The organism is Bartonella sp. MM73XJBT.G, assembly GCF_028618435.1.
In the GTDB taxonomy this organism is placed as follows: Bacteria; Pseudomonadota; Alphaproteobacteria; order Rhizobiales; family Rhizobiaceae; genus Bartonella.
This window is the reverse complement of the sequence record NZ_JAQISW010000058.1, coordinates 1-2,848: the sequence shown is the minus strand read 5'-3', so window position 1 is coordinate 2,848 and position 2,848 is coordinate 1. Positions and strand designations below refer to the sequence as shown.

At 42.8% G+C, this 2,848-nt stretch carries 3 protein-coding genes; all 3 read right to left on the bottom strand.

From position 1 onward, the window contains the following. Positions 1 to 187 precede the first annotated feature (187 nt). Positions 188 to 1,675, bottom strand: a complete 1,488-nt coding sequence (locus PVV59_RS09675; protein ID WP_273755871.1) for a replicative DNA helicase — start codon at positions 1,673 to 1,675, stop codon at positions 188 to 190. Then, positions 1,672 to 2,652 (bottom strand): phage late control D family protein, encoded by a 981-nt coding sequence (locus PVV59_RS09670; RefSeq protein ID WP_273755870.1) that lies wholly within the window; start codon positions 2,650 to 2,652, stop codon positions 1,672 to 1,674. The genes PVV59_RS09675 and PVV59_RS09670 overlap by 4 nt, the downstream gene beginning before the upstream one ends. Further along, a partial coding sequence (locus tag PVV59_RS09665; protein ID WP_273755869.1) for a tail protein X occupies positions 2,652 to 2,848 on the bottom strand: 197 nt, incomplete at its 5' end. The genes PVV59_RS09670 and PVV59_RS09665, both read right to left, overlap by 1 nt.

The window sequence follows — 2,848 nt, the reverse complement described above, 5'->3', positions numbered from 1 at the left end:
TGTAGCTTGCCAGCGGGTTTTGTATATTTTGCCACCAGGTTTTGTACCAATTTATTTTGTTTCACATGATTTTTAAGGGGTTCTCAAAGGGTTTTTAAAGGCCTTTCAAAGGGTGTTTTAAGATTCGTCATTTTTTGTGAGAATCTATGGGTTTTTGCTTCTCAATCATCGGATCATTATTTTGAGCTCAAGCGGATATTTCTGGAAAGTTGTCGTTATCCGTTAGGTCACTAAAGCATGTAAAGTCAGATTGGAAAGCAAGAGGAACGATTCCTGTTGGCCCATGGCGTTGTTTGGCTATGATAACCTCAGCTTTGCCCTTAACTTGCTCCATTGCTTCTTTCCATTTGTGATACTCAGCACTGCCTTCTTTTTGTTCTTCATTGTTGAGATAATATTCTTCACGATAAACAAACAACACAATATCGGCATCTTGCTCGATTGAACCTGATTCCCGTAAATCGGAGAGTTGTGGACGTTTATCTGTTCGGTTTTCAACTTGTCGTGATAATTGCGAAAGCGCAATGATGGGAATATTGAGTTCCTTTGCAAGTGCTTTAAGCCCCATAGTAATAGCTGTAATCTCTTGAACGCGATTTTCAGAAGAACGCTTTGAACCGCTTGTCATGAGTTGGATATAATCAATGATCAAAACATCTAGACCATGTTGTCGTTTAAGACGCCTTGCACGGGCCGCCAATTGTGCAAGGGATACAGCACCCGTTTGATCAATATAAAGAGGGATTGTTTGAAGGGAATGCGTCATATGAACAATGTTTATAAACTGATCATCAGAAAGATTACCCCGTCGAATATCAGAAGAAGAAACCTTTGTTTGTTCTGAGATAATACGGGTTGCAAGCTGTTCTGTTGACATTTCAAGGGAGAAGAAACCGACAATCCCCCCTTCACTGGCTTGGTTATCATGACACTTGCAAGCATTGGCAATATTAAAGGCAATATTGGTTGCAAGGGATGTTTTACCCATACCGGGGCGCCCTGCTAGAATAATCAAATCAGATGGTTGCAACCCGCCCATTTTCTCATCAAGGGTTTTAATATGGGTTGCCATGCCAGAAAGCTGTGAGGAACGATTTTTTGCAGCACTTGCCATGTTAATGGCTTTTGTAATGGCTCGATCAAAGTTTTCAAAACCAGCTCCATATTTACCTTTCTCTGCCAATGCAAACAACTGATTTTCAATCGCTTCAATTTGTTTAGAGGGGGTAAGTTCTAGGGGAGAATCAAAAGAGCTATTCACAATTTGAGTGCCAAGGTTAATTAGAGAGCGCCGAATAAACAGATCATAAATAACCTGTCCATAATCTTGAGAATTGATGATGGTGACAGCTTCTTTGGCTAAACGAACAACATAATTAAAGACTGTGATATCTCCAATTTTCTCATCATTTGCAATAAAGGGCTTCACGGTAATCGGATCTGCAACTTTTCCCTTTTGAACAATTTGTAAGATGATATCAAAAAGCCTTTGATGTAGCCTTTCAAAAAAATGTTCTGGTTTGAGAAAATCAGAAACGCTCTCAAGAGCATCATTATTGATCATGATGGCCCCGAGCAACGCTTGTTCTGCTTCAATATTATGGGGAAGTTGCCGAAAAGAAGGGGCAAAACTGTCTCTTGGATTTTCTGTTTCTAACAGGTTTAATTTTTTCATGCCTCTTTTCCCTTATTTGGTGCCTCAAAGGTAATTTCTGTGATGTATCCGCTTTGCTTTTCATAGCGATGGGTCACGGTTGCAGCCTTCCATGGGCCATTGATTTCGCCTCGAAACCCTTGCAAGAGAAGCGGTTGTCCCGCCATGATTTCAGGGCGCCCTTCAAGGCTTAAAGAACCACTGCCCATGGCTCGACAAAGCCTATCCGACTCTGAAGCAGCTGCTGCTTGTGCTTGCTGCTCACATGGGTAGCACGTCCGCAGACGGCGAATGGGCCCCATATACCCTGTGCGATGCGTAACAACGTGTTGTTGCCCTTTTGCGCGATCAAAATACCGTGCTTCTATCATGCCATATTGGGTACGCGGCTCGAGACTAAATTCCCAATGGGAACATTCCTGTTGATGAATGGTCTGAAGGGGAAGATTGTCCCCGCTTAAAAATAAAAACTTATTGTCTTTGATTAAAAAACGCGCCTGCATCCGATCAGCAAGGCGGGTTAAAAAATCAATCGCCGATTGATCGGTGCGTACCACATAAGGCAAGGTTTGTTTGGTAAATTGTGGACTGACCTTTGCTTGATAACCATGACGTTTGGCAAGGGTCTCAACAATCTCAGCAATGGTTTTGTGGTCAAAATGTTCGCTTCCCTGTTCTTTGATCTCCGCACGCATAGAAGCGCTTTTGCTACAAAGGCGCAAAATCTCTCCATCACTGCCCCCACAACTAATCACCGATTCGACAACAAAACGCCCCATAAAGGCACGAATGCTGTCCTCATAACCAAAGGTGACATGGAGCGCACTGTTGCTTGAGGGAATCTCTAAATCATTGCCACTATCGTCAAACTCTGCTTCAAATGTATCGGCTTCATTCCCCGCATGGTCCGTAATGGTTGCGGTTAAAAGACGCTGGTAAAAAACCTCATGAACAGGTTTGTCTCCCACCCTCACCTCAATAAAGGGATATGTGCGCATTAATCCCATAACCTTTTGACCACACTGTTCTTTTCTTGACTAACAAATTCAGGAAGAATGACCTTTAAGCCCCGTGGTAAAAACACACCATATTTGGCAATCTCTGGATTAGCTTCCAGTGTGGCTTCACAATAGCCCCTCAATGACCCAGCTTGCCTCCGATCCCCTAAAACAGACAAGGCATGGTGATAACAAA